This is a genomic window from Citrobacter sp. C1, assembly GCF_014596895.2.
Classification (GTDB): domain Bacteria; phylum Pseudomonadota; class Gammaproteobacteria; order Enterobacterales; family Enterobacteriaceae; genus Citrobacter; species Citrobacter gillenii.
Genome location: NZ_CP115035.1, coordinates 4,187,230 through 4,211,119, shown reverse-complemented (window position 1 = coordinate 4,211,119; position 23,890 = coordinate 4,187,230). Strand labels below are relative to the sequence as shown.

At 52.6% G+C, this 23,890-nt stretch carries 22 protein-coding genes; 12 read left to right on the top strand and 10 right to left on the bottom strand.

Going from position 1 to position 23,890, the window contains the following annotated elements:
* Positions 1-50 precede the first annotated feature (50 nt).
* The 9 genes from murC to mutT all read left to right on the top strand — a co-directional run bounded on the left by murC (position 51) and on the right by mutT (position 10,891).
* A complete protein-coding gene (gene murC / locus IB214_RS20230; RefSeq protein ID WP_115259457.1) occupies positions 51-1,526 on the top strand; it encodes a UDP-N-acetylmuramate--L-alanine ligase in 1,476 nt (491 codons plus the stop codon).
* The gene (locus IB214_RS20225; protein ID WP_117342314.1) at positions 1,519-2,439 is read left to right on the top strand and encodes a D-alanine--D-alanine ligase; all 921 of its coding nucleotides are present in this window, start codon (positions 1,519-1,521) and stop codon (positions 2,437-2,439) included. The genes murC and IB214_RS20225 overlap by 8 nt, the downstream gene beginning before the upstream one ends.
* A gap of 1 nt (position 2,440) precedes the next feature.
* Entirely contained in the window at positions 2,441-3,277 is an 837-nt protein-coding gene (ftsQ, locus tag IB214_RS20220; RefSeq protein WP_096758299.1) for a cell division protein FtsQ, read from the top strand.
* Positions 3,274-4,536, top strand: coding sequence for a cell division protein FtsA (ftsA, locus tag IB214_RS20215; RefSeq protein WP_003018755.1), 1,263 nt, complete (start codon positions 3,274-3,276; stop codon positions 4,534-4,536). The genes ftsQ and ftsA overlap by 4 nt, the downstream gene beginning before the upstream one ends.
* Positions 4,537-4,721: 185 nt before the next feature.
* Entirely contained in the window at positions 4,722-5,873 is a 1,152-nt protein-coding gene (gene ftsZ / locus IB214_RS20210) for a cell division protein FtsZ (RefSeq protein WP_003018753.1), read from the top strand.
* Between the two features lie 100 nt (positions 5,874-5,973).
* Positions 5,974-6,891, top strand: a complete 918-nt coding sequence (gene lpxC, locus IB214_RS20205) for a UDP-3-O-acyl-N-acetylglucosamine deacetylase (RefSeq protein WP_045439825.1) — start codon at positions 5,974-5,976, stop codon at positions 6,889-6,891.
* Between the two features lie 281 nt (positions 6,892-7,172).
* On the top strand, positions 7,173-7,679 hold the full coding sequence (secM, locus tag IB214_RS20200) for a secA translation cis-regulator SecM (protein WP_115259455.1): 507 nt from the start codon (positions 7,173-7,175) through the stop codon (positions 7,677-7,679).
* A gap of 60 nt (positions 7,680-7,739) precedes the next feature.
* Positions 7,740-10,445 (top strand): preprotein translocase subunit SecA, encoded by a 2,706-nt coding sequence (gene secA / locus IB214_RS20195; protein WP_115259454.1) that lies wholly within the window; start codon positions 7,740-7,742, stop codon positions 10,443-10,445.
* A 56-nt stretch (positions 10,446-10,501) separates the two neighbouring features.
* Positions 10,502-10,891 (top strand): 8-oxo-dGTP diphosphatase MutT, encoded by a 390-nt coding sequence (gene mutT, locus IB214_RS20190; protein WP_117342313.1) that lies wholly within the window; start codon positions 10,502-10,504, stop codon positions 10,889-10,891.
* Positions 10,892-10,992: 101 nt separating this feature from the next.
* Here the strand turns inward: mutT and yacG are convergent, their stop codons facing one another.
* Genes yacG through coaE form a run of 3 tightly spaced genes read right to left on the bottom strand, consistent with a single transcriptional unit; the run spans position 10,993 to position 12,560 of the window.
* The gene (gene yacG / locus IB214_RS20185) at positions 10,993-11,187 is read right to left on the bottom strand and encodes a DNA gyrase inhibitor YacG (RefSeq protein WP_117342312.1); all 195 of its coding nucleotides are present in this window, start codon (positions 11,185-11,187) and stop codon (positions 10,993-10,995) included.
* A gap of 9 nt (positions 11,188-11,196) precedes the next feature.
* Positions 11,197-11,940, bottom strand: coding sequence for a cell division protein ZapD (zapD, locus tag IB214_RS20180; protein WP_096758294.1), 744 nt, complete (start codon positions 11,938-11,940; stop codon positions 11,197-11,199).
* The gene (coaE, locus tag IB214_RS20175; protein WP_117342311.1) at positions 11,940-12,560 is read right to left on the bottom strand and encodes a dephospho-CoA kinase; all 621 of its coding nucleotides are present in this window, start codon (positions 12,558-12,560) and stop codon (positions 11,940-11,942) included. The genes zapD and coaE overlap by 1 nt, the downstream gene beginning before the upstream one ends.
* Positions 12,561-12,785: 225 nt before the next feature.
* Here coaE and IB214_RS20170 point away from each other — a divergent pair, with 225 nt between their 5' ends.
* Positions 12,786-13,829: a GMP reductase gene (locus tag IB214_RS20170; RefSeq protein WP_117342310.1), complete on the top strand. Its 1,044-nt coding sequence runs from the start codon at positions 12,786-12,788 to the stop codon at positions 13,827-13,829.
* A 109-nt stretch (positions 13,830-13,938) separates the two neighbouring features.
* On the opposite strand, the gene hofC is transcribed toward IB214_RS20170, so the two are convergent.
* From hofC to nadC, 4 genes are all read right to left on the bottom strand, one after another.
* Positions 13,939-15,141: a protein transport protein HofC gene (hofC, locus tag IB214_RS20165; protein WP_117342309.1), complete on the bottom strand. Its 1,203-nt coding sequence runs from the start codon at positions 15,139-15,141 to the stop codon at positions 13,939-13,941.
* Positions 15,131-16,516 (bottom strand): type II secretion system protein GspE, encoded by a 1,386-nt coding sequence (gene gspE / locus IB214_RS20160; RefSeq protein WP_117342308.1) that lies wholly within the window; start codon positions 16,514-16,516, stop codon positions 15,131-15,133. Before gspE ends, hofC begins: the two co-directional genes overlap by 11 nt.
* A 9-nt stretch (positions 16,517-16,525) precedes the next feature.
* Positions 16,526-16,963, bottom strand: coding sequence for a prepilin peptidase-dependent pilin (ppdD, locus tag IB214_RS20155; RefSeq protein ID WP_115259446.1), 438 nt, complete (start codon positions 16,961-16,963; stop codon positions 16,526-16,528).
* 231 nt (positions 16,964-17,194) lie between these two features.
* Positions 17,195-18,088: a carboxylating nicotinate-nucleotide diphosphorylase gene (gene nadC / locus IB214_RS20150; protein ID WP_115259996.1), complete on the bottom strand. Its 894-nt coding sequence runs from the start codon at positions 18,086-18,088 to the stop codon at positions 17,195-17,197.
* A gap of 87 nt (positions 18,089-18,175) precedes the next feature.
* Between nadC and ampD the strand changes: the two genes are divergently transcribed.
* Together ampD and ampE are read left to right on the top strand one after the other, a co-directional pair.
* Complete coding sequence (gene ampD / locus IB214_RS20145; protein WP_096758288.1) at positions 18,176-18,739, top strand: 1,6-anhydro-N-acetylmuramyl-L-alanine amidase AmpD; 564 nt, start codon at positions 18,176-18,178, stop codon at positions 18,737-18,739.
* Complete coding sequence (ampE, locus tag IB214_RS20140) at positions 18,736-19,590, top strand: beta-lactamase regulator AmpE (RefSeq protein WP_096758287.1); 855 nt, start codon at positions 18,736-18,738, stop codon at positions 19,588-19,590. The genes ampD and ampE overlap by 4 nt, the downstream gene beginning before the upstream one ends.
* An 81-nt stretch (positions 19,591-19,671) precedes the next feature.
* Here ampE and IB214_RS20135 read toward each other — a convergent pair whose 3' ends face one another.
* From IB214_RS20135 to aroP, 3 genes are all read right to left on the bottom strand, one after another.
* Positions 19,672-20,622, bottom strand: a complete 951-nt coding sequence (locus IB214_RS20135; protein WP_115259444.1) for a family 43 glycosylhydrolase — start codon at positions 20,620-20,622, stop codon at positions 19,672-19,674.
* On the bottom strand, positions 20,622-22,028 hold the full coding sequence (locus tag IB214_RS20130; protein ID WP_117342307.1) for an MFS transporter: 1,407 nt from the start codon (positions 22,026-22,028) through the stop codon (positions 20,622-20,624). The genes IB214_RS20135 and IB214_RS20130 overlap by 1 nt, the downstream gene beginning before the upstream one ends.
* A 155-nt stretch (positions 22,029-22,183) precedes the next feature.
* A complete protein-coding gene (gene aroP / locus IB214_RS20125; protein ID WP_115259442.1) occupies positions 22,184-23,557 on the bottom strand; it encodes an aromatic amino acid transporter AroP in 1,374 nt (457 codons plus the stop codon).
* Positions 23,558-23,890 lie beyond the last annotated feature (333 nt).

Genomic DNA, 23,890 nt, shown 5'->3' with positions numbered 1-23,890 from the left:
TGTGGCGATGCCTTTTGCATCGCATGAACTGAGAAGTTAATGGCTAAAGAATGAATACACAACAATTGGCAAAACTGCGTTCCATCGTGCCCGAAATGCGTCGCGTTCGGCACATTCACTTTGTCGGCATCGGTGGTGCTGGTATGGGTGGTATTGCCGAAGTTTTGGCCAATGAAGGGTATCAGATCAGCGGTTCTGACTTAGCGCCGAATCCGGTCACGCAACAGCTGAGTAATCTGGGCGCGACGATTTTCTTCAACCATCGCCCGGAAAACGTGCGTGATGCGAGCGTGGTGGTGGTGTCCAGCGCCATTTCTGCGGATAACCCGGAAATTGTGGCGGCGCATGAAGCGCGTATTCCGGTGATTCGTCGCGCAGAGATGCTGGCTGAGTTAATGCGTTTTCGTCATGGTATCGCCATTGCCGGGACGCACGGTAAAACCACGACCACCGCGATGGTCTCCAGCATTTACGCAGAAGCAGGGCTGGATCCGACGTTTGTCAACGGTGGGCTGGTGAAGGCGGCGGGCGTACATGCGCGCTTAGGCCATAGCCGTTATTTAATTGCGGAAGCGGATGAGAGCGATGCGTCGTTCCTGCATTTGCAGCCGATGGTGGCGATTGTCACCAATATCGAAGCTGACCACATGGATACCTACCAGGGCGACTTCGAAAATTTAAAGCAGACGTTTATTAATTTCCTGCATAACCTGCCGTTTTATGGTCGTGCAGTGATGTGCGTTGACGATCCGGTGATCCGTGAATTGTTACCGCGCGTCGGTCGTCAGACTACAACCTATGGTTTCAGCGATGATGCTGACGTACGCATAGAAGATTACCAGCAGATTGGCCCGCAGGGTCACTTTACGCTGTTGCGTCAGGGGATGGCCGATCTGCGCGTTACGTTAAATGCGCCAGGCCGTCACAATGCGCTGAACGCGGCAGCCGCGGTTGCGGTAGCGACCGAAGAGGGTATTGAGGACGACGCTATTCTGCGCGCGCTGGAAAGTTTCCAGGGTACTGGGCGTCGTTTTGACTTCCTTGGTGAATTCCCGCTGGAGCCCGTCAACGGTAAAGCCGGTAGCGCAATGTTGGTGGATGACTACGGGCATCACCCGACGGAAGTGGATGCCACGATCAAAGCCGCACGTGCGGGCTGGCCGGACAAAAATCTGGTGATGCTGTTCCAGCCGCACCGCTATACGCGTACCCGCGATCTGTACGATGACTTTGCTAACGTCCTGACACAGGTTGACGCGCTGTTGATGCTGGACGTGTATGCCGCAGGTGAAACGCCGATCCCGGGGGCTGACAGCCGTTCGCTGTGCCGTACCATTCGTGGCCGTGGCAAGGTTGACCCGATCCTGGTGTCCGATCCGGCACAGGTGGCTGAAATGCTGGCATCGGTGTTAACGGGTAACGATCTGATTTTGGTGCAGGGCGCTGGAAATATCGGCAAAATCGCGCGTTCCTTAGCTGAAATCAAACTGAAGCCGCAAAACCCGGAGGAAGAGCAACATGGCTGATAAAATCGCGGTCCTGTTGGGCGGAACCTCCGCAGAACGAGAAGTGTCGTTGAATTCAGGCGCAGCGGTGCTAGCCGGTTTACGCGAAGGCGGCGTGGATGCGCACCCGGTTGACCCAAAAGAGGTCGATGTCACGCTTCTGAAATCAATGGGTTTTCAGAAGGTGTTTATTGCACTGCACGGCCGTGGTGGGGAAGATGGTACCTTGCAGGGCATGCTGGAGTTGATAGGCTTGCCCTATACCGGGAGTGGTGTGATGGCTTCCGCTATCTCAATGGATAAACTGCGCAGCAAGCTGCTGTGGCAGGGGGCAGGGCTACCTGTTGCACCATGGGTGGCGTTGACCCGCGCTGAGTTTGAAAAAGGGCTTAGCGATGAAGTGGTTACGCAGATTTCTGCGTTAGGCTTGCCGCTGATTGTGAAGCCAAGCCGCGAAGGCTCCAGCGTTGGGATGTCAAAAGTTGAAGAAGAAAATGCTTTGCAGGCTGCATTAGCATTGGCTTTTCAGCATGATGAAGAAGTACTGATTGAAAAATGGCTGAGTGGCCCGGAATTTACCGTTGCAATACTTGGCGAAGAAATTTTACCGTCAATACGTATCCAACCGGCCGGAACCTTCTATGATTATGAGGCGAAGTATCTGTCTGATGAGACACAATATTTCTGCCCTGCTGGTCTGGAAGTTGAACAAGAGGCTGCTTTACAGGCATTAGTCCTGAAAGCATGGACCGCGCTGGGCTGTAAGGGGTGGGGTCGCATTGACGTCATGCTGGACAGTGATGACCAGTTTTATCTGCTGGAAGCGAATACCTCTCCGGGTATGACCAGCCACAGCCTGGTGCCGATGGCGGCACGTCAGGCGGGCCTGAGCTTCTCGCAGTTGGTGGTACGAATTTTGGAGTTGGCGGACTGATATGTCGCAGGCTGCGCTGAACACGCGAAACGGTGATGATGAAGAAGAAGCTCTCTCCTCACGCCGCAACAATGGAACGCGTCTTGCAGGAATTATTTTCCTGCTGACAGTGCTGTGCACCGTGTTTGTCAGCGGCTGGGTAGTGTTGGGATGGATGGAAGATGCGCAGCGTTTGCCGTTGTCAAAACTGGTTTTGACCGGCGAGCGTCACTACACGCGCAACGATGATATTCGTCAGTCCATCCTGGCGCTGGGCGCACCAGGAACCTTTATGACTCAGGATGTCAACATCATCCAGAGTCAGATTGAACGCCTGCCATGGATTAAACAGGCGAGCGTCAGGAAGCAATGGCCTGATGAATTGAAGATTCATCTGGTTGAATATGTGCCAATAGCGCGTTGGAATGATCAGCATATGGTCGATGCAGACGGAAATACGTTCAGCATACCGACGGGTCGCTCCAACAAGCAGGTATTACCGATGTTGTATGGCCCGGAAGGTAGCGCAAGTGAAGTGCTGCAAGGGTTCCGCGATATGGGGCAGGTGCTGGCTAAGGACAGATTCACCCTGAAGGAAGCGGCAATGACCGCGCGTCGTTCCTGGCAGTTGACGCTGAATAACGATATTAAGCTGAATCTGGGCAGGGGCGATACGATAAAACGTTTGGCTCGCTTTGTGGAACTCTACCCGGTTTTACAGCAGCAGGCGCAAACCGATGGCAAAAGGATTAGCTACGTTGATTTGCGTTATGACTCAGGAGCGGCAGTAGGCTGGGTTCCCTTGCCTCCTGAGGAATCTAATCAGCAACAGAATCAGGCACAGGCAGAACAACAATGATCAAGGCGACGGACAGAAAACTGGTAGTTGGACTGGAGATAGGCACCGCGAAGGTAGCCGCTTTAGTAGGGGAAGTTCTGCCCGACGGTATGGTCAATATCATTGGCGTGGGCAGTTGCCCATCGCGAGGTATGGATAAAGGCGGGGTGAATGACCTTGAGTCAGTGGTGAAATGCGTACAGCGCGCCATTGACCAGGCTGAACTGATGGCGGATTGCCAGATTTCCTCGGTGTATCTGGCGCTTTCTGGTAAACATATTAGCTGTCAGAATGAAATTGGTATGGTGCCCATTTCCGAAGAGGAAGTGACACAGGAAGACGTAGAGAACGTGGTGCATACGGCGAAATCCGTACGCGTACGCGATGAGCATCGTGTTCTGCATGTCATTCCGCAGGAATACGCCATTGACTACCAGGAAGGCATTAAAAATCCGGTAGGGCTTTCCGGCGTACGCATGCAGGCTAAAGTGCATCTGATTACCTGCCACAACGACATGGCGAAGAATATTGTTAAAGCTGTTGAACGTTGTGGCCTGAAAGTTGACCAACTCATATTTGCCGGGTTGGCAGCCAGTTATTCTGTCTTGACGGAAGACGAACGTGAGCTGGGTGTCTGCGTAGTCGATATTGGTGGTGGTACAATGGATATCGCCGTTTATACTGGCGGCGCGTTGCGCCACACCAAAGTGATCCCTTACGCAGGGAATGTGGTAACCAGCGATATCGCGTATGCCTTTGGTACGCCGCCGAGCGATGCCGAAGCCATCAAAGTGCGCCATGGCTGCGCGCTGGGATCTATCGTCGGTAAAGATGAAAGCGTTGAGGTGCCAAGCGTGGGCGGTCGTCCGCCGCGCAGTCTGCAGCGTCAGACCCTGGCAGAGGTGATTGAGCCGCGTTATACCGAGCTGCTCAACCTGGTCAACGAAGAGATTTTGCAATTACAGGAACAGCTTCGCCAGCAGGGTGTGAAACATCATCTGGCGGCGGGGATTGTATTAACCGGTGGTGCGGCACAAATTGAAGGCCTTGCGGCCTGCGCTCAACGCGTGTTCCACACGCAGGTGCGAATTGGTGCACCGCTGAACATTACCGGTCTGACAGATTATGCCCAAGAGCCGTATTATTCAACGGCAGTGGGGTTGCTTCACTACGGGAAAGAATCCCATTTGAGTGGTGAGGCTGAAGTTGAAAAACGTGTAACAGCATCGGTTGGATCGTGGATCAAACGACTCAACAGTTGGCTGCGAAAAGAGTTTTAATTTTTATGAGACCGGCAACAATTACGGTCTCAGGCGACAGGCACATACACAACATCATTCAAGTTGCATCGCGGCGGCAACTGAGCGAATCACCTGGAGCATAGTTTACTATGTGACGGGAGTGAGTGAAGGCAGCCAACAAAGAGGCGGCTTGAAGGATGAAGTGTAAAACGGAGAGAGAAACTATGTTTGAACCTATGGAACTAACCAACGACGCGGTGATTAAAGTCATCGGCGTCGGTGGCGGCGGCGGTAATGCCGTTGAACACATGGTGCGCGAGCGCATCGAAGGTGTTGAATTCTTCGCGGTGAATACCGACGCTCAGGCGTTGCGTAAGACTGCGGTTGGACAGACCATTCAGATTGGTAGCGGTATTACCAAAGGTCTGGGCGCGGGTGCAAACCCGGAAGTCGGTCGCAATGCGGCTGATGAAGATCGTGAAGCTCTGCGTGCAGCGCTTGACGGCGCAGACATGGTGTTCATCGCAGCAGGCATGGGTGGCGGTACCGGTACCGGTGCAGCGCCAGTGGTTGCTGAAGTAGCAAAAGATTTAGGTATTCTGACCGTTGCTGTCGTGACTAAGCCTTTCAACTTTGAAGGCAAGAAGCGTATGGCATTCGCGGAGCAGGGTATCACCGAGCTGTCCAAACATGTGGACTCTCTGATCACTATCCCGAACGACAAACTGCTGAAAGTATTGGGTCGCGGTATTTCACTGCTGGACGCGTTTGGCGCAGCGAACGACGTGCTGAAAGGCGCGGTTCAGGGTATCGCTGAGCTGATCACCCGTCCGGGTCTGATGAACGTTGACTTTGCAGACGTACGCACCGTGATGTCCGAAATGGGCTACGCGATGATGGGATCTGGCGTGGCGAGCGGTGAAGACCGTGCAGAAGAAGCCGCTGAAATGGCGATCTCTTCTCCGCTGCTGGAAGACATCGATCTGTCTGGCGCACGCGGCGTGCTGGTCAACATCACTGCGGGCTTCGACCTGCGTCTGGATGAGTTCGAAACCGTCGGCAACACCATCCGTGCATTTGCTTCGGATAACGCGACCGTGGTTATCGGTACCTCTCTGGACCCGGATATGAACGACGAACTGCGCGTCACCGTGGTGGCCACTGGAATTGGTATGGACAAGCGTCCGGAAATCACTCTGGTGACCAACAAGCAGGTACAGCAGCCGGTAATGGATCGTTACCAGCAGCACGGTATGGCGCCGTTGACGCAAGAGCAGAAACCGGTAGCAAAAGTGGTCAACGACAATACGCCGCAGACCACCAAAGAGCCGGATTATCTGGATATCCCCGCATTCCTGCGTAAGCAAGCTGATTAAGAATTAGCTGGAATTTGGGAATTGTGCCTCTTTGTGCTAAACTGGCCCACCGAATGTATAGTACACTTCGGTTGGATAGGTAATTTGGCGAGATTATACGATGATCAAACAAAGGACTCTTAAACGTATCGTTCAGGCGACTGGCGTCGGTTTGCATACCGGCAAAAAAGTCACCCTGACATTACGCCCTGCGCCGGCCAACACCGGGGTCATCTATCGTCGCACCGACTTGAATCCTCCGGTAGATTTCCCGGCCGATGCCAAATCTGTGCGTGATACCATGCTCTGTACGTGTCTGGTCAATGAGCATGATGTACGGATTTCAACCGTTGAGCACCTCAACGCTGCTCTGGCGGGCTTAGGCATCGATAACATCGTTATTGAGGTTAATGCCCCGGAAATCCCGATCATGGATGGCAGTGCTGCTCCGTTCGTTTACCTGCTGCTTGACGCAGGTATTGAAGAACTGAACTGCGCCAAAAAATTTGTACGCATCAAAGAGACCGTTCGTGTCGAAGATGGCGACAAGTGGGCTGAATTCAAACCGTACAATGGTTTCTCGTTGGACTTTACCATCGACTTTAACCATCCGGCGATTGATTCCAGCACCCAGCGCTATGCGATGAACTTCTCTGCGGATGCGTTTATGCGCCAGATTAGCCGTGCGCGTACTTTCGGCTTCATGCGTGATATCGAATATCTGCAGTCCCGTGGCCTGTGCCTGGGCGGTAGCTTCGATTGTGCCATCGTTGTTGACGATTATCGCGTATTGAACGAAGACGGCCTGCGTTTTGAAGATGAATTCGTTCGTCACAAAATGCTCGACGCGATTGGTGACTTGTTCATGTGTGGTCACAACATTATTGGTGCATTCACCGCGTATAAATCCGGTCATGCATTGAATAATAAATTGTTGCAGGCTGTCCTGGCAAAACAGGAAGCTTGGGAATTTGTGACCTTCCAGGACGATGCAGAACTGCCGCTGGCGTTCAAAGCACCTTCGACCGTACTGGCGTAACGACACCCGTTGTCGCAAAATTCGACTGGTAAATCTGGTACTCTCTCCGGCCAGGTAAGCCAGTCGTTTTTTTTATATACTCACTAACGCAGCCTTTCTCAACGCAAACTTTTCCCTGCCGTAACGTTAAAATAGTGTGCGATCGCTGCTTTGTTGAGCATATTTTCCCATGGCGGGTTGTCATTACTGCTGTGGAGCGGTCGCTTTAATGATAAGATCCGTGCGCAAAAATCGTTTTGAATTTATAACCCCAAATGCAGGGTATATCAGGTGGCAAAAACGTGAGTGGAATACTGACGCGCTGGCGACAGTTAGGCAGACGGTACTTCTGGCCGCATCTCTTATTGGGGATGGTCGCGGCGAGTTTTGGCCTGCCCGCGATCGGTAATGCCGCTGAACCGAATACCCCCGCCAAGGCGACCACCCGTAATCACGATCAATCAGCTAAGGTCAACTTTAGCCAATTGGCGTTGCTGGAGGCGAGCAATCGTCGCCCGAATTTTACCGTCGATTACTGGCATCAGCATGCTATTCGTACGGTTATCCGCCACCTTTCTTTTGCCATGGCTCCTCAGGCGTTACCCGTTGCCGAAGATCCATTGCCGAATCAGGCACATCATCTTGCTTTACTGAATACGCTCAGCGCGATGCTGACGCAGGAAGGCAACCCGCCGGCGACCGTAAGTCGCGTGACGTATGCCCATTTTACTTCTCAAGCCGCGTTTAGCGTTCCTGTCTGGATAAGCCAGCTGCAGGGGATCCGTGCCGGTCCTCAACGCCTCAGCTAAAAAAAGAACCTTCCAACTATAATTTTTGACTCCGCGCTGCGGGGCGTTTGAGATTTTATTATGCTAATCAAATTATTAACGAAAGTATTCGGTAGTCGTAACGAACGTACACTGCGTCGTATGCGCAAAGTGGTCAACGTCATCAATGCCATGGAACCGGAGATGGAAAAACTCTCCGATGATGAACTGAAAGCGAAGACCGCTGAGTTCCGCGCGCGTCTGGAAAAAGGCGCGACCGTTGAGAGCCTGATCCCTGAAGCATTCGCGGTGGTACGTGAAGCGAGTAAACGCGTATTTGGTATGCGCCACTTCGACGTGCAGCTGCTGGGCGGCATGGTACTCAACGAGCGCTGCATCGCTGAGATGCGTACCGGTGAAGGTAAAACGCTGACCGCGACGCTGCCGGCATACCTGAACGCGTTAAGCGGTAAAGGCGTACACGTGGTGACCGTCAACGACTATCTGGCACAGCGTGATGCCGAGAATAACCGCCCACTGTTCGAATTCCTCGGTATGACCGTAGGGATCAACATGTCTGGCCTGCCCGCGCCTGCTAAGCGTGAAGCCTATGCCGCCGATATCACCTACGGTACCAACAACGAATACGGTTTTGACTACCTGCGCGACAACATGGCGTTTAGCCCGGAAGAGCGCGTTCAACGTAAACTGCACTATGCGCTGGTGGATGAAGTTGACTCCATCCTGATCGATGAAGCGCGTACGCCGCTGATCATTTCCGGCCCGGCTGAAGACAGCTCGGAAATGTATAAAAAAGTGAACAAAATCATCCCGCATCTGGTGCGTCAGGAGAAAGACGATTCTGACACCTTCCAGGGCGAAGGCCACTTCTCTGTCGATGAGAAGGCGCGTCAGGTGAACCTGACCGAACGAGGTCTGGTACTGATCGAAGAACTGCTGGTGAATGAAGGCATCATGGATGAAGGCGAGTCACTGTACTCTCCGGGCAACATTATGCTGATGCATCACGTAACCGCTGCGCTGCGCGCGCACGTCCTGTTTACTCGCGATGTTGATTACATTGTGAAAGACGGCGAAGTTATCATTGTCGACGAACACACCGGACGTACCATGCAGGGCCGTCGCTGGTCCGATGGTCTGCACCAGGCCGTTGAAGCGAAAGAAGGCGTGGATATCCAGAATGAAAACCAGACGCTGGCATCCATCACCTTCCAGAACTACTTCCGTTTGTACGAAAAACTGGCCGGTATGACCGGTACAGCGGATACCGAAGCGTTTGAGTTCAGCTCTATCTACAAACTGGATACCGTTGTCGTGCCGACCAACCGTCCGATGATCCGTAAGGATTTACCGGATCTGGTGTACATGACTGAAGCGGAAAAAATTCAGGCTATTATTGAAGATATTAAAGAGCGTACCGCTAACGGTCAGCCGGTGCTGGTGGGGACTATCTCCATCGAAAAATCTGAAGTGGTTTCTAACGAGCTAACCAAAGCCGGTATTAAGCACAACGTGCTGAATGCCAAGTTCCACGCCAACGAAGCGGCGATCGTTGCACAGGCGGGTTATCCGTCAGCCGTGACCATCGCCACCAACATGGCGGGTCGTGGTACGGATATCGTGCTGGGCGGGAGCTGGCAGGCAGAAGTTGCCGAGCTGGAGAACCCGACCGAAGAGCAAATCGCGCAGATTAAAGCCGACTGGCAGGTGCGTCACGACGCGGTATTAGCCTCCGGTGGTTTACACATCATTGGTACCGAACGTCACGAATCTCGTCGTATCGATAACCAGCTGCGTGGTCGTTCTGGCCGTCAGGGGGATGCGGGTTCTTCTCGTTTCTACCTGTCGATGGAAGATGCGTTGATGCGTATTTTTGCCTCTGACCGTGTGTCAGGAATGATGCGTAAACTGGGTATGAAACCGGGCGAAGCGATCGAGCACCCGTGGGTAACCAAAGCCATCGCCAACGCGCAGCGTAAAGTAGAAAGCCGCAACTTCGATATTCGTAAACAGCTGCTGGAATACGATGATGTTGCCAACGATCAGCGTCGCGCCATCTACACCCAGCGTAACGAACTGCTGGATGTGACTGACGTTAGCGAAACTATCAACAGCATCCGTGAAGACGTCTTCAAAGCTACTATTGATGCTTATATTCCGCCTCAGTCGCTGGAAGAAATGTGGGATATTCCGGGCCTGCAGGAACGTTTGAAAAACGATTTCGACCTCGAGATGCCGATTTCAGAGTGGCTGGATAAAGAACCTGAGCTGCATGAAGAGACGCTGCGTGAACGTATTCTGGCTAACGCCATTGAAGTGTATCAGCGTAAAGAAGAGGTTGTGGGCGCAGAAATGATGCGCCACTTCGAAAAAGGCGTGATGCTGCAAACCCTCGATTCCCTGTGGAAAGAGCACCTGGCAGCAATGGACTACCTGCGTCAGGGTATTCACCTGCGTGGTTATGCGCAGAAAGATCCGAAGCAGGAATACAAGCGTGAATCCTTCTCTATGTTTGCATCGATGCTGGAGTCGCTGAAATATGAAGTGATCAGTACTCTGAGCAAAGTTCAGGTGCGTATGCCTGAAGAAGTCGAAGCAATGGAGCAGCAGCGTCGCGAAGATGCTGAGCGTTTAGCGCAGATGCAGCAACTGAGCCACAAAGATGATGAATCTGCTGTAGCAGAAGAACTTGCTGCGCAGACCGGCGATCGTAAAGTCGGTCGTAACGATCCGTGCCCTTGCGGTTCCGGTAAAAAATTCAAGCAGTGCCATGGTCGATTGAGCTAAGCAAATAACTCACTGAAAAGGCGCAGAATTCTGCGCCTTTTTTATGGATAAACAAAATGAAAATACTGCAAATTGCCGTTGGGATTATTCGTAATCAGCAAAAAGAGATTTTTATTACTCAGCGTGCTGCGGATGCCCACATGGCGAATAAGCTGGAATTCCCCGGTGGCAAAATTGAAGCAGGCGAAACCCCTGAGCAGGCGCTGATTCGAGAGCTACAGGAAGAAGTCGGGATTACACCCGTTCATAGTACGCTGTTCGAAAAGCTGGAGTACGCGTTCCCGGACCGACACATCACGCTGTGGTTCTGGCTGGTCGACAGCTGGGAAGGTGAGCCATGGGGTAAAGAGGGGCAACCGGCGCAGTGGGTTGCGCAGTCTGCACTGAATGCAGAGGATTTTCCGCCGGCCAATGAACCGGTGATTACCAAGCTGATTGCGGGATAATGAACGGTATTCGTAGGCCTGATAAGCGCAGCGTCATCCGGCAGAATGGCATAAAAATGCCGGATGCGGCGTTGCCTTATCCGGCCTACGCTTTAGCAGAATTAGTTCTGCTCTTCACTCCAGTCATCGCTTTCTGATAAGTCGCCGGAGCTGGGAATACGCTTCTCTTCTGCGGCCCATTCGCCCAAATCGATTAACTGACAGCGTTTACAGCAAAATGGGCGAAACGGACTCACGTCCCCCCAGACGACGGGTTTACCACAGGTTGGGCAGTTGACGATGGTTTGTTCAGACATGTTTACTCCTTAACAGCACGCCAGGTCAAAATCGAGGCGTTCTGGTACCTGGCCATTTTCGCTATCCAGCGGCATAAAACGAATGGCAAAACGGCTCTTATGACCGGATATCTGCGGGTAGAGCTGTGAATCAAGCGGCAGATGCAAACGTAGCAAATCCGCATCGTCACCGTTATCCTGGTAAAAACCGTTCAGGCTAGTTTGCTTACGGAACGGTGCCGAATTACGGATTAGATCCAGAACCAGCGTCAGCGCCTGAGTCAGTGGATTCAGGCTGGCAAGCCAGTTTTCAACCTGCGCATCTCGCTGTGACTGAGGCAGATGCAGCCAGATATGCAGAGTTGGCAAATCAAAACTGCAGCATCCACCAGGAATACTTAAACGCTGGCGTACAAGACCAATCAGGCGATCTTCACGTAGCGTTTGTCCAATACGCGGTGCTGAAATCAAAACGCTGCCTGCGCTTTTTAACTGCTGGCGCAGGGCATCTATTCTGCTTTGATCGACGCCGGGAACTTCAACCCAGGCCTGAAGTTTACGCTGTTGTCGTTCCAGTTCCTTGAGGAGTTCGGTACGGACTTCGCCGCGTTCAAATACATCCAGTAAATCCCCAATATTTCTAAAAAAATGCAGTGCGCCTGCATAATCGGCAATGGGTAAGTTAACGGAGAGTTGCTGGGTCAGAAACTCAATGCGCAGCCATGTACGCATCTTCTCATTGAGAGGGTGTTCAAAAAGGACCTGGGTGTGCATTACGGTTTTTCCTGTGAGACAAACTGCGACGCGCAGTGCAAATAGCGCGCGTGCAGGCGGGCGACATCCGAGGTGATGGCATCCGGTGCGCCATTATTATCAATAACATCGTCAGCCACGGCAAGACGAGCTTCACGTGTTGCCTGGGCTGCCAAAATTTGTTCAACATGTTCGCGTGTCACATCATCACGCTGCATGGTTCGTCTGAGCTGGGTCTCGGGAGTAACATCCACCACGAGTACGCGATTGGCCTTTTTGTACAGTGAGTTTTCAACCAGCAGGGGGACAACCCATAACAGATAAGGAGATGTCGCTTGCTGAAACTGGCGCAGAGTTTCCTGTTGAATCAGTGGATGGAGCAGGGTGTTCAGCCAGGATTTTTCATCAGGATCGGAAAAAATACGTTCGCGTAAAATTCGCCGTTGCAACGTGCCATCTGCGGCGATGAGTTCACTGCCAAAATGTTCAGCAATCGCGTTAAGGGCAGGCGTACCAGGCTCAACAACTTGACGCGCAATAATATCGGCGTCAATCACGTTTATTCCGAGGTCAGCGAACGCATTGGCAACGGTACTTTTACCACTGCCAATACCGCCAGTTAAGGCTACCGTATACCTCATAGATCCGGATCCTGGAGTTTAAGTTTGATTATCAAACAGTTAAAAGTTAAGCATGCGAAGGCGAGGCTGCTGCAGGATTGACCTACTCTGCGCCAGGTAAATTTATGGGATTGTAGCGTAAAAAAAGAGAATTTCGCAGTCTTGCGCGGTATTGATTAGTGCGTATGATAGCGTCACTGGAGTTGTGAGTTTCGATTTTTCGCCATTAACCCCAGGAATCCGCACATGCGTATCGAAGAAGATCTGAAGTTAGGTTTCAAAGACGTTCTTATCCGCCCTAAGCGTTCTACTCTCAAAAGCCGTTCCGATGTTGAGCTGGAACGTCAATTTACCTTTAAACATTCAGGTCAGAAATGGTCCGGCGTGCCAATCATCGCCGCAAATATGGACACTGTCGGAACGTTTGCCATGGCAACCGCGCTTGCCTCTTTCGACATTCTGACTGCTGTACATAAACACTATTCCGTAGAAGACTGGTCTGCTTTCGTTGCGAATGCATCTGCTGATGTCATCAAACACGTGATGGTTTCGACCGGGACATCTGACACCGATTTCGAAAAAACCAAACAAATTCTGGCGCAGAATCCTGCGCTGAACTTCATTTGCATTGATGTGGCAAATGGCTACTCAGAGCATTTCGTTCAGTTTGTGTCGAAAGCACGCGAAGCATGGCCGACGAAAACAATCTGTGCCGGTAATGTGGTGACCGGTGAAATGTGTGAAGAGCTGGTGCTTTCTGGCGCGGATATCGTCAAAGTCGGCATTGGTCCAGGTTCTGTTTGTACCACACGAGTAAAAACCGGCGTGGGCTATCCTCAGCTGTCAGCGGTTATCGAATGTGCGGATGCTGCACACGGTCTGGGCGGTATGATTGTCAGCGATGGCGGTTGCACGATGCCGGGTGACGTGGCAAAAGCGTTTGGCGGCGGTGCAGACTTCGTCATGCTGGGCGGTATGCTGGCCGGTCACGAAGAAAGTGGCGGTAAAGTGGTGGAAGAGAACGGTGAGAAATTTATGCTGTTCTACGGTATGAGCTCTGAGTCCGCCATGACGCGTCACGTGGGTGGTGTTGCCCAGTACCGTGCAGCAGAAGGTAAAACCGTTAAGCTGCCACTGCGCGGTCCGGTTGAGAATACCGCCCGTGATATCCTCGGCGGTCTGCGTTCTGCCTGCACTTACGTCGGTGCGTCTCGTCTGAAAGAGTTGACCAAACGTACAACCTTTATTCGTGTGCAGGAACAAGAAAACCGTATTTTCAATAGCCTGTAAGAACAAATAGCACGCTGTAAAATGCCTGATGGCGCTCAGCTTATCAGGCCTACGTTCATGATTTTCGTAGGCCGGATAAGGCGTTTACGCCGCCATCCGGCATCTGAATTTACCCCATTCCGCTCATCGCATCTCCCAGATGAAAAATCGGTAAATACATCGCCACCACCAGCGTGCCGATAATTAATCCTGTAATCACAAGCAATGCAGGCTCAAGCAGCGCAGCCAGATTCTCGGCCTGAGACATTGTGTTTTCGCTATGATGCCGGGCCAAATTATGCAGCATCGCATCCAGCGAGCCGGAAGCTTCACCGGTTCTCACCAGCTGTAAACACAGTGGACTAAATTCTCCTGCATTTTTCAGCCCTTGCCAGACCGGTTTTCCGGCACTGATGTCTCGGTGTACCTGCGCTAATCGTTGTGACCAGAAAGGGCAGGCGAGGGTTTCCACTACGCTCTCCAGACCTTGTAGAAAGGGAATTCCCGCGTTTTGCGTCAATGCCAGAACGGTGAAGATCTGCGTGAGTTTTTGGCCCCTGACCAGCGGTCCCATAACCGGACAGCGCAGCAAAAAACGCTGACGCAGAATAAGCCAGGACGGTTTTTGCTGTATCAGGCTATATGTCACCCCCAGCACCAGACCGAGTAATCCGATCATCCATCCCCATCGACTGCTGTAATGGGCAAGGGTCATAATCCCCTGCGTTAACGCCGGTAGCGGGGTGTTGAACGTACGATAGATGGCGGCAAATTCAGGTAGTACAAAGTGCAGCATCGCGATGACGACCATTACCGCCATGGTGAGAATGATGACTGGGTAACGCAGTGCTTTTTTAACTTTATCGGTCAGTTGCTGCTGTTGTGTCTGCTGGCGGGCCAGTTCAAAACAGCAGACGTCCAGTTTGCCGGTAAGCTCTCCGGTGCGAATCATCGCCTGGTAAAGTGGCGGAAAAACGTGTTGCCAACGCGACAGCGAGGCGGACAGTGACATACCTTGTTCCATGTCGTAAGCCAGCGAGCGCAGTAGTGCCTGCCACTGATTGCTGGGATGCTGGTCGGCAAGCAGTGTTAATCCGTCGCAAAGCGTCAACCCTGCTTTCAGCAATGTAGCCAGTTGGTGTATGACTTCCGTGCTTTGTTCTCTACGCCAGTGCGAGGTTTTAACATGCATACTCTTAATACGAATTGGCGTAATGTGCAGTTGTTGCAGCGCATAGACCAGCGAGGGGCGATCGTCCGCCCATAGCGCACCTTCTGCTGGCTGACCCTGAGCGTTTATGCCTTGCCATCGCCAGAGTTGCTTAACGGGCATGGGGCATGCCCAGTACACGGATGAGCTCTTCAAACGTCGTTAACCCTCTTTCAACCGCCTGACATCCGTTCTCGAAAAGTGAGTTCATTCCCGCCTGATGGGCGCCGGATTCCACTATGTCAGCAGTGGTACCGTTAGCGATGAGCTGGCGTACTGTGGGTGTGATGGGCAGAACTTCAAACAGCGCCGTGCGGCCATAAAATCCCTGATAGCAGTGTTCGCAGCCTGGAGCCTGCCAGCGCGGAAGCGGCGTGGGCCAGAGCGATGCTGGCAGCGTGACCGGGACATCAAGGCGCTGCCGACAATGGGGGCACAGCTTTCTGACTAATCGCTGGGCGATAACCAGCGTCAGCGCGGAGGCGATCATCCATCGGGCGACGCCCATTTGCTGCAGGCGTACCAGTGTTTCACTGGTGGAGTTAGTATGCAGCGTTGAAAGAACCAGATGACCGGTTTGCGCGGCTTTAAGGGCGATCTCTGCTGTTTCACCGTCGCGGATTTCACCCACCATAATAATGTCGGGATCCTGGCGCAGCAGTGCACGTAATACACCCTGAAACGTCAGGCCTGCGCGCGGGTGAATTTGCGTCTGAGTTACCCCGTCAATCGGGATCTCTACCGGATCTTCTACACTACACAGATTCACCTCCGGGGTATTTCGGGTTTGTAGCGCGCTGTAAAGCGTGACCGTTTTGCCACTTCCGGTCGGACCGGTGACCAGAATCAACCCTTGAGGCTGCTGTAAGGCTTGCGCAAAGGCGACCATCTGCGCGTCCTGCATACCCAGCGCGTTAATTTCCAACGCCTGCTCAACCTGATGCAGCAGGCGTAACACCACTTTTTCTCCGTAGCGACAGGGGAGTGTCGCAATGCGAAATGAGATGGGGGCACCTGAAATCTCAACGGTAAATTGCCCATCCTGCGGTAGTCGGTGCTCGGCAATGTCCAGACTGGCCAGCACTTTTAACCTTGCGGTAAGCGCAATACCCCTCTCCGTCAACACCTCCGGTAACGTGTGCAGCACGCCATCTACGCGTAGCCGTATCCGATAGTGATGTTGTGCGGGCTCAATGTGAATATCAGATGCCCGTTTTACCAGCGCGGATTGTAGCGTCTGTGTGAGTAATTCTGCTGCTGTCGCGCTGCTTTCAGGGATGACCGCTGGCAGCATTTGCCGCGGTTTGTGCGCATGACCTTCCATTTGCTGGCGCGTCCAGCACACGATGTCGATGCGTCTGGTCGTGGCAAAATGCAGTGCATCCAGCAGTTCGTGGGAAGGCGCATCCACGACGGCGATGTGAACCACGTCATTGTCTGCATCCAGTAATATTCCTTGATAGCGTTGGCATAGTGCCGTCAGTTGCGTGGTATTCATCGTTGTTCCTTAGTTGGCATCAAAACGGAAAACGTCTTCACAGGCCTGCTGCAAAGCACCGTCATTTTGGATGTTGCAATTACGGCTCCAGCCGGTAATACCGTTGGCATTGTCCCAGTTGGGCGTCAGGGTGACGCTCAGACCGTTGAGGCTTTCCTGCCCGGTGAGGCTGACGACGCCTTTTTCGACGCTCATGCCGGAGACATAGCGCGTGGTGGCAGGAGAGGGAATACCATTGGCCCCGGCATCACAGGTATCCGTACCACCATGCTCCAGCGCGCAGAGCTCGACAGCAGTGCGATAGGGGACAAAGGTTTGCAGCATGTCGGTCAGTGCCGCCTTGCGTAGATAGTTCTGATAAGCCGGAATACCGATGGCGCTGAGAATGGCAATGATGCCAATGACCACCATCAGTTCGATAAGCGTGAAGCCTCGTTGCTTGTCCATAGTTCACTCCTTGAGTTAGCTGACGCTACTGTGGCAAACCGGAAGGTACTTAGGCGAGGGGCAAAAAATAGAATGGGAAGGCAGGTTCAGAGGGTTTTTACGAAATTACACAAGCAGACAACGTATTTGCGAGGGAATGCGAAGAAACTGCCGGATGGCAGCGTAAATGCTTTATCCGGCTGGGGTTGTAGGCCCGATAAGCGAAGCGCCATCGGGCATTACCATGAGCAATTAACGAAAACGCATGGAGAGATCGAGCGCGCGCACATGCTTGGTCAGAGCACCGACGGAGATGAAATCCACGCCGGTTTCGGCAAATTCACGCAGCGTTTCATAGGTGACGTTTCCTGAAACCTCCAGACGCGCCTGGCCGTTGGTCCGTTTTACCGCTTCGCGCATTTGGTCGGTCTCGAAATTGTCGAGCATGATGATGTCCGCCCCGGCTTTCAGCGCGTCGTCCAGTTCATCCAGACTTTCCACTTCCACTTCAACAGGAACGTCCGGATGCAGCCAGAAGGCTTTCTCTACGGCCTGACGCACCGAGCCAGAGGCAATAATGTGATTTTCTTTAATCAGGAAAGCGTCAGAAAGTCCCAGACGGTGATTCGCGCCACCGCCGCACAGCACGGCATATTTTAGCGCGGTACGTAGCCCCGGCAGAGTTTTACGCGTATCCAGCAGCTGCGTCTTTGTCCCTGTCAGCAGGTCGACGTAGCGGCGTACTTCACTGGCGACGCCGGACAACGTCTGCACAAAGTTAAGGGCGGTGCGTTCGCCGGTCAGCAATACGCGGGAGGGACCGTCCAGTTCAAACAATGGCTGATTCGCTTTAATGCTGTCGCCATCTTCAACGTGCCAGCTGATTTTTACATCATCGCCAGCAAGTTGAATAAAGACCTCTTCCACCCAACGTTTTCCACAAAAAACGCCCTCTTCGCGGGTAATCACGGTGGCGTGGGAGCGCATATCCTCTGGCAAAAGTTGTGCAGTGATATCGTTCCTGGCATCAACGTCGCCGCCTAAATCTTCACGCAGCGCCTGAGCGACAGCGGCAGGGATATCCAGGTTGATGCGTTCCAACAGCGCGTCACGTCGGGAGTCAGGGTTATAGCGGCGAGGCGGCATGATAAAACTCCAAATAGCTAACGAATCATAAGAGAGAAACATGCTACCCTGAACCCGATATGAGCACCACCAATAAGGAGATTCTGCATGTTGTTAGATAAGGGTTGGCTGGCGGAGGCGCGACGCGTTCCTTCTCCTCATTATGATTGCCGCCCGGATGACGAAAACCCTTCTTTGCTGGTAGTGCATAATATCAGCCTGCCGCCGGGTGAATTTGGTGGTCCGTGGATCGACGCGTTATTCACGGGAACAATTGATCCTAACGCCCATCCTTTTTTTGCTGAAATCGCCCATTTGCGCGTTTCGGCCCATTGTCTGATTCGCCGCGATGGTGAAATCGTCCAGTATGTCCCTTTTGATAAACGTGCCTGGCATGCGGGCGTGTCGAACTATCAGGGACGTGAGCGTTGTAATGATTTTTCGATCGGTATTGAGCTGGAAGGGACGGATACGCTGGCCTATACCGATGCGCAGTACCAGCAGTTGGCGGCTGTAACGCATGTCCTGATTCAGCGTTATCCGGCGATTGCCAATAACATAACCGGGCATTGCAATATTGCGCCCGAGCGTAAGACCGATCCTGGCGCGTCTTTTGACTGGGAAAGGTTTCGCGCTCTGGTCACCCCCTCGTCACACAAGGAGATGACATGACGCTGTTTACAACATTACTGGTGCTGATCGTTGAGCGCTTGTTTAAGCTGGGTGAACACTGGCAGCTCGATCACCGAACGGAAGCCTTTTTTCGCCGGATTAAGCATTTTTCTATGGCCCGAACCCTTGGCATGACAATGATAGCGATGGGGGTGACATTCCTGCTGCTGCGTGCGCTGTACGGGCTGCTGTTTAACGTTCCGCTGCTGGTGGTGTGGATCTTAATTGGCGTGCTGTGCATCGGCGCGGGTAAGGTGCGTCTGCATTATCATGCGTACCTGAATGCGGCGTTGCGCAATGATGCCCACGCTCGTGAGGCGATGGCCAGTGAGTTAACGCTGATCCATGGCGTCCCGCCGGAGTGCAATGAGCGTGAGTATTTACGCGAGCTGCAAAATGCACTGTTGTGGAATAACTTTCGCTTTTATCTGGCACCGCTATTCTGGCTGATTGTCGGCGGTGCGTGGGGACCGGTGACGCTGGTCGGTTATGCCTTTTTACGTGCATGGCAGTCCTGGCTGGCACGCTATCAGACCCCGCATCAGCGTTTGCAGTCGGGAATTGATGCGATCCTGCATGTGCTGGACTGGATCCCCGTGCGGTTGGCGGGTGTGGTTTATGCGCTGTTGGGGCATGGTGAGAAGGCGCTGCCTGCGTGGTTTGCTTCTCTGGCGGATTTGCATACTTCGCAGTATCAGGTGTTAACACGTCTGGCGCAGTTCTCGTTGGCGCGCGAACCGCACACCGATAAAGTCGAAACGCCAAAAGCCGCCGTGGCGCTGGCGAAAAAGACATCGTTTGTGGTGGTGGTGATTATTGCGTTACTGACCATTTATGGGACATTAGTATAGCGTTATGCCGGATGGCGCTAACGCTTATCCGGCCTACACCATATGTAGGCCCGGTAAGCGCAGCGCCACCGGGCAATGGTTTTAGAATGTATCAGCAGGCGGGATGCCAAAATCCGGCATGCCGTTTTCGTCCCAGCGTACGAGTTTCAAACGTGTATGGCGGTTGGGATCGTATAGCGGGTCGCCCTCAATCTCGGTGTAGTTCCTCGCATGGTACACCAGCACATCTTCCCCTTCCGGCGTTTGCGTAAAGCTATTATGTCCCGGTCCGAACTGACGATTCTCGTAGCTGGTGGTAAAGACAGGACGCGGAGATTTGTGCCAGTTATCCGGGTTCAGTGGATCGGCACTGAGATCAATCCACAGTAACCCCATGCAGTAGTTTTCGTCGGTGGCGCTGGCGGAATAGCTGATGAACAGTTTGTCGCCGTGCACCATCACGGCAGGGCCTTCGTTGACCCAAAAGCCACGGCACTCCCAGTCGTACTCTGGATGACTGAGCATTACCGGCTCGCCTTTAATCGTCCACGGATTTTCCAGCTCTGCGAGATAAATATTGGAATTCCCGGCAATATCGGGGGATTTTTGCGCCCACAGATACCACTGCTTTCCCTGGTGGTTAAAAGTGGTGGCGTCCAGGGCGAAGGTATCAAACTGCGTTTTAATCTGGCCTTTCTCTGTCCAGGTGCCGGTTAGCGGGTCGGCATCAGCACACTCGAGGGCGAACATGCGGTGCTGGAACATTCCCAGCTTGTCGAGTGCCTGAGTGTGCGTAGCGGCAAAATAGATGTACCACTTGCCAGCAATATGATGGATCTCCGGTGCCCAGATCAGTTCGCTCATCGGGCCGCTGTCTGGTTTGCGCCAGACAACCACCGCAGCGGCGGTGCGTAGCCCTTCCAGGGAGTCAGCCCGCCGGATCTCCAGACGATCGTATTCCGGTACCGAAGCAATGAAATAATAGTGGCTGCCGTCACGGAGAATAAACGGATCGGCACGCTGTTCGATAAAGGGGTTAGGCCACTGATTCATCAGGCTTTCCTTGCATTTTCAGGAGATTTAATGTCGTAATACTCATTCAATTCACGGTAGTTGGTGCGACGCTTTTCCAGATCTGACTGGATTTGCTGCATAAACTCGCGGTCAACTTTCAGCAGACGAACTACGCCAGCAGTAATCAGATAGCCCACGCCCGGAATAAGGGTGAACAGCAGCATGATACCGTTAATGGCGGACTCGCTTTGTGCTTTAGCACCTGCGTCGTAACCGTACCAGGAGAGCAGGAATCCGACCATCGCCCCGGCAATCGCCAGACCCAGTTTCAGGAAGAACAGGTTGCCGGAGAAGCTGATACCGGTGATGCGTTTTCCGGTCTTCCACTCGCCGTAGTCATCGACATCGGCCATCAACGACCAGTGCAGCGGAGAAGGGATCTGATGAAGGATGTTGAGCAGGAAGTAGAGCACCATAATCATCACGGTAGCTTTTGGATCGAAGAAGTAAAACGCGCCAGAGAAAATCGCCAGTACGATATTGGTCCAGAAGAACACTTTCAGTTTGCACCAGCGGTCGGTTAACACCTTCGCCAGGATACTGCCGATCATCATGCCGACAACGCCGAGGCTAATAAACAAGGTGGCAAAGTGCGTGCTTTGTTGCATAACCCAGGTGACGTAGTACATGGTGGCAGCCATGCGAATAAAGCCCGGGCAGACGTTGCACAGGGTTAACAACAGGATTTTTACCCACTGATCGTTCTTCCAGACATCTTTCAGATCGGCTTTTAAATCGTCGTTGGTCTGGACGGCAGGACGCACGCGCTCGCGTACTGTCGCAAAGCAAAACAGGAACATGCACATGCCAATAAAGGCCAGCACGGCCATCGCCATCTGATAGCCCTTCGCTTTGTCTTCTCCACCGAACCAGTCAGCCATCGGCAGCAAAGTGAGAGAAAGTAGCAGAGTGGCAATGCCCACCAGCACAAAGCGATAAGATTGGCAGGCGACACGCTCTTTCGGGTCGTTGGTGATGACGCTGCCGAGTGAGCAGTAGGGAATATTGATCGCCGTGTAGGTGATAGACAGCAGGAAGTAAGTGACAAACGCATAGATAACTTTGCTGTTGTACGTCCACTCTGGGGTGGTAAACATCAGTACGCTGAATAATGCGTAGGGGAAAGCCATCCATAAAAGCCATGGACGAAACCGACCATATTTACTGCGTGTGCGATCGGCCATTGCGCCCATTATAGGGTCAGTTACGGCATCAATAACGCGAACTGAGAGTAATAAAACGCCGACCAATGCAGGGGCGAGGCCAAATATGTCAGTGTAAAAATAGTTAACAAACAGCATGATAGCGCCAAATATGATGTTGCATCCGGCATCGCCCATACCATAGCCGATTTTTTCTTTCACCGACAGTTTACTGGTTTCCATCAACTGCGCTCCATAAATAAGATATGGAGAGAATTATTGTCTGGTGAACGTGTTTTTGCGTTGCAGGATAGCGCCGCTGATATGGATGAAATAGTCGTCTGTGGGAAAGTGTGAGGCAGGTAACACCCCCTGCCTTTGCAGGCAGGGGGTGAAAATTAATGTGCTTTAACCGCTCTGGCTGTTTTCTGCTTACACAGATAACCGACGCCAAGAATAGCAATCCACACCGGGATCAGGTAAACGGAGATTGCCATGCCCGGCGTCATCAGCATAATCACCAGCACTGCCGCCATGAAAATCAGGCAAACCCAGTTACCCAGCGGATAGAATAGCGCCGGAAAACGACTGGCGACGCCCTGCTGTTGTTTCGCTTTGCGGAACTTGATGTGTGCAAGGCTGATCATCGCCCAGTTGATCACCAGCGCAGAGACCACCAGTGCCATCAGTAAGCCAAAGGCAGATTCCGGTGCCAGGTAGTTGATCAGGACGCACAGGGCGGTGACCAGCGCGGAGACGAGGATGGTATTCACCGGAACGCCACGTTTATCCACGTTCATCAGCGCTTTTGGCGCGTTGCCCTGTTGAGCCAGACCGAACAGCATACGACTGTTGCAATACACACAGCTGTTATAGACAGACAGGGCGGCGGTCAGCACCACGACGTTCAGTGCGTTAGCCACAAACGTGTCGCCCAGTTCGTGGAAGATAAGGACAAATGGGCTGGTATCTGCCGTTACGCGCGTCCACGGCATCAGGGAGAGCAGGACGGCCAGTGAACCTACATAGAAAATCAGGATACGGTAAATAACCTGGTTGGTCGCTTTCGGAATGCTTTGCTCCGGGTTATCCGCTTCTGCCGCAGTGATTCCGACCAGCTCCAGCCCGCCGAAGGAGAACATGATAATGGCCATCATCATCACCAGACCGGTGAAGCCATGTGGCAGGAAGCCACCTTGATCCCACAGGTTGCTGACGCTGGCCTGTGGGCCACCGTTGCCGCTAAATAGCAGCCAGCCACCGAACAGGATCATCGCCACGACCGCAATAACCTTAATAATGGCAAACCAGAACTCCATCTCACCGAATACTTTTACGTTGGTCAGGTTGATAGCGTTGATGGCCACGAAAAAGACGGCGGCAGAGGCCCAGGTAGGGATCTCCGGGTACCAGAACTGGATGTATTTTCCGACGGCAGTCAGCTCAGCCATGGCAACCAGAACGTACAGCACCCAGTAGTTCCAGCCGGAGGAGAATCCAGCGAAACCGCCCCAGTACTTATAGGCAAAGTGGCTGAAGGAACCGGCTACCGGCTCTTCAACCACCATTTCACCTAGCTGGCGCATAATTAAAAAGGCGATAAAACCGGCGATAGCGTAACCCAGGATAATCCCTGGCCCTGCAGACTGGATAACGGACGCGCTACCGAGGAATAACCCGGTGCCTATCGCGCCACCCAGCGCGATAAGCTGTATATGGCGGTTTTTAAGACCGCGCTTTAGCTGATCGCCATGCTGTTGACTTTCCATCATGAAACCTCGTGTGTGGTTTTACTCTTCATCTTTTGAGTACTTATATTTTGAACCACGCAGTGACGCGTGTGTAAGTTTGCAATTCCGTTTGTTGTATTAATTTGTTTACGGTGATGCTTAGTAAAATGTTGCCTAAATACTTTTGTCTTGATCAGAATAATGTTATGCGAGCGCGAATGCACCTGCTTTATGAAGGGAGGATGACGAGTTGAATAAAAAGAAACCATTTGTAAGCGCGAGTTTATCTACCACAAAATTTCCATTTTGAATTTTTATTCGTTAATTTTGCTTTTTAAATCGATATTTAAGCAGGTGAATCGGTTCAGATGGGAT

Excerpts from the sequence above, each read along its gene's own strand:
- lpxC (WP_045439825.1), top strand. The coding sequence starts at position 5,974 with ATGATCAAACAAAGGACTCTTAAACGTATCGTTCAGGCGACTGGCGTC.
- hofC (WP_117342309.1), bottom strand. The coding sequence starts at position 15,141 with ATGCCCGTTAAGCAACTCTGGCGATGGCAAGGCATAAACGCTCAGGGT.
- IB214_RS20170 (WP_117342310.1), top strand. The coding sequence starts at position 12,786 with ATGCGTATCGAAGAAGATCTGAAGTTAGGTTTCAAAGACGTTCTTATC.
- secA (WP_115259454.1), top strand. The coding sequence starts at position 7,740 with ATGCTAATCAAATTATTAACGAAAGTATTCGGTAGTCGTAACGAACGT.
- ftsQ (WP_096758299.1), top strand. The coding sequence starts at position 2,441 with ATGTCGCAGGCTGCGCTGAACACGCGAAACGGTGATGATGAAGAAGAA.
- zapD (WP_096758294.1), bottom strand. The coding sequence starts at position 11,940 with ATGCACACCCAGGTCCTTTTTGAACACCCTCTCAATGAGAAGATGCGT.
- IB214_RS20135 (WP_115259444.1), bottom strand. The coding sequence starts at position 20,622 with ATGAATCAGTGGCCTAACCCCTTTATCGAACAGCGTGCCGATCCGTTT.
- nadC (WP_115259996.1), bottom strand. The coding sequence starts at position 18,088 with ATGCCGCCTCGCCGCTATAACCCTGACTCCCGACGTGACGCGCTGTTG.
- ampE (WP_096758287.1), top strand. The coding sequence starts at position 18,736 with ATGACGCTGTTTACAACATTACTGGTGCTGATCGTTGAGCGCTTGTTT.
- ftsZ (WP_003018753.1), top strand. The coding sequence starts at position 4,722 with ATGTTTGAACCTATGGAACTAACCAACGACGCGGTGATTAAAGTCATC.
- ampD (WP_096758288.1), top strand. The coding sequence starts at position 18,176 with ATGTTGTTAGATAAGGGTTGGCTGGCGGAGGCGCGACGCGTTCCTTCT.
- IB214_RS20225 (WP_117342314.1), top strand. The coding sequence starts at position 1,519 with ATGGCTGATAAAATCGCGGTCCTGTTGGGCGGAACCTCCGCAGAACGA.
- mutT (WP_117342313.1), top strand. The coding sequence starts at position 10,502 with ATGAAAATACTGCAAATTGCCGTTGGGATTATTCGTAATCAGCAAAAA.
- coaE (WP_117342311.1), bottom strand. The coding sequence starts at position 12,560 with ATGAGGTATACGGTAGCCTTAACTGGCGGTATTGGCAGTGGTAAAAGT.
- aroP (WP_115259442.1), bottom strand. The coding sequence starts at position 23,557 with ATGATGGAAAGTCAACAGCATGGCGATCAGCTAAAGCGCGGTCTTAAA.
- ftsA (WP_003018755.1), top strand. The coding sequence starts at position 3,274 with ATGATCAAGGCGACGGACAGAAAACTGGTAGTTGGACTGGAGATAGGC.
- IB214_RS20130 (WP_117342307.1), bottom strand. The coding sequence starts at position 22,028 with ATGGAAACCAGTAAACTGTCGGTGAAAGAAAAAATCGGCTATGGTATG.
- ppdD (WP_115259446.1), bottom strand. The coding sequence starts at position 16,963 with ATGGACAAGCAACGAGGCTTCACGCTTATCGAACTGATGGTGGTCATT.
- murC (WP_115259457.1), top strand. The coding sequence starts at position 51 with ATGAATACACAACAATTGGCAAAACTGCGTTCCATCGTGCCCGAAATG.
- gspE (WP_117342308.1), bottom strand. The coding sequence starts at position 16,516 with ATGAATACCACGCAACTGACGGCACTATGCCAACGCTATCAAGGAATA.
- yacG (WP_117342312.1), bottom strand. The coding sequence starts at position 11,187 with ATGTCTGAACAAACCATCGTCAACTGCCCAACCTGTGGTAAACCCGTC.